Annotated in this window: 1 protein-coding gene; it reads right to left on the bottom strand. The window is 77.0% G+C overall.

All coding sequences use genetic code 11. The annotated features are described in order from the left end of the window. Positions 1-8: 8 nt before the first annotated feature. On the bottom strand, positions 9-1,714 hold a 1,706-nt coding region (locus ACWGDE_RS38735; RefSeq protein ID WP_453393783.1), incomplete at its 5' end, for an ATP-binding cassette domain-containing protein.

Here is a 1,714-nt window from a genome sequence, read left to right on the forward strand (position 1 = left end):
GCCCCCGGTCACCGTGCCGCCTCCTGTTGCTCCGGGACCGCACCCGGGGCCGCCGCGGCCGCCTTCGACACCGTCTCGGCTTCTCCTCCGGTCTTCGCGTCGGTGGCGAACACCGCCCGGTAGTCGGGTTCGTACCGCCACAGCGCTCCGTGGGTGCCGGTCGCCCGCACCCGCCCGTCCTCCAGCCATACGACGAGGTCGGCGCGGACGGCGGACGAGAGGCGGTGCGCGACCACGATCCGGGTGCCGGGCCGGATCTCGTGGGCGAGTGCCCGTTCCACCTCCCGGGCCGTGACGGTGTCGAGGCTGGAGGTGGCGTCGTCCAGCACGAGGAGCCGGCCCGCGTGGCAGAACGCCCGGGCCAGGCCGATGCGTTGGACCTCGCCGCCGGACATGGGGGCGTCGGCGAGGCGTGTGCCGTATCCGTGCGGCAGGTGCCGTACGAAGGGGTCCGCGCACGCGGCGCGGGCCGCGGCACGGACCGCTTCCGGGCCGGGGTCCGAACCGGCGCCGAACCCGATCGCGTCGCCGACCGTGTCCCCGAGCAGCACGGGCCGGTCGAAGGCGTGCCCGACCTCCCGGCGCAGCGCTTCGGCGGTCAGCTCCCGCAGGGGTACGCCGTCCAGCAGCACCTGTCCCTCGTCGGGGTCGGTGAGCCGGCCGGCCACGGCGGCGAACAGGGTCTTGCCCGCTCCGGACCGGCCCACCACCGCCACCGTGGTGCCGCCGGGGACCGTCAGGCTGATGTCGTGCAGGACCGTCGATCCGCCGCGCACGACGCGGACACCGCGCAGTTCCAGGGTGCCGGGGCCGCCTTCGCGCAGTTCCGCCCGGCCGTGGCCGAGTGCGGGCAGGTCGAGGAGGGCCGTGGTCCGACGGGCGGCGGCCCGGCCGCGGACCACGGCGGCCAGCCCGCCCGTCACGGCGCCGATGCCGGCCGCGAGGGCCGCGTAGCGCATCGCGGCGAGGAGTTCACCGACCCCGATGGCTCCGGCCGACAGGCGGATGCCGCCGACGGCGAGGACCGCGTAGAGGAGCATCGGCATGAGGGCCGCGGACCGGGCCGTCGTACCGCCGTAGACCTGCCACATCCGCCTGCCCTCGATGCCGAGTTCGGGCAGGTGCGCGAGGATGCGGGCGCGTTCGCGGTCGGCGGTGCCGGCCGCGGCGATCGTGCGGGCTCCTGCCAGTGCCTCGACGAGGCGTCCGGCCGTGGCGAGTTGCACCTGCTGGTAGCGGGCGACGCTCGTGAGGGTGGAGCGGGCGAAGGTCCGCAGCAGGAGGATCAGCAGCGGAACGCCCATGAGGAAGGCGAGCGCGGTCCACAGGTCGATGAGGAGGAGCGCGGCCACCGCACCGAGCGGCGGCAGCAGCGCGGCCACGGCGTGTGCGACGGCGGCCGGGACCTTCCCGGCCTCGGTGGCGTGCGTGGTCAGCCGGGCGGCGGTCTCTCCGGGGGCGTGGCGGGCGGCGTGGTGGGGGGCCGTCCCCAGCAGCCGGGCGAGCCCGAGCCTGCGCAACCGGGCGGTGGAGCGGCCGTCGACCGCTCCGGTCAGCCGGGCCGCGGCCGCGTCCAGCACCACCTCGGCCGCGATGACCGCGGCGCACAGCAGCGTCCAGGCGGGAGCCGAGGGGGCGCGGCGGAGCAGCAGGTCGAGGGTGTGGCCGAGGACGGCGGGCTCCGCGAGCGCCGCCGCGGCGGCCGTCACCGCGC

Source organism: Streptomyces sp. NPDC054956, from assembly GCF_053609185.1.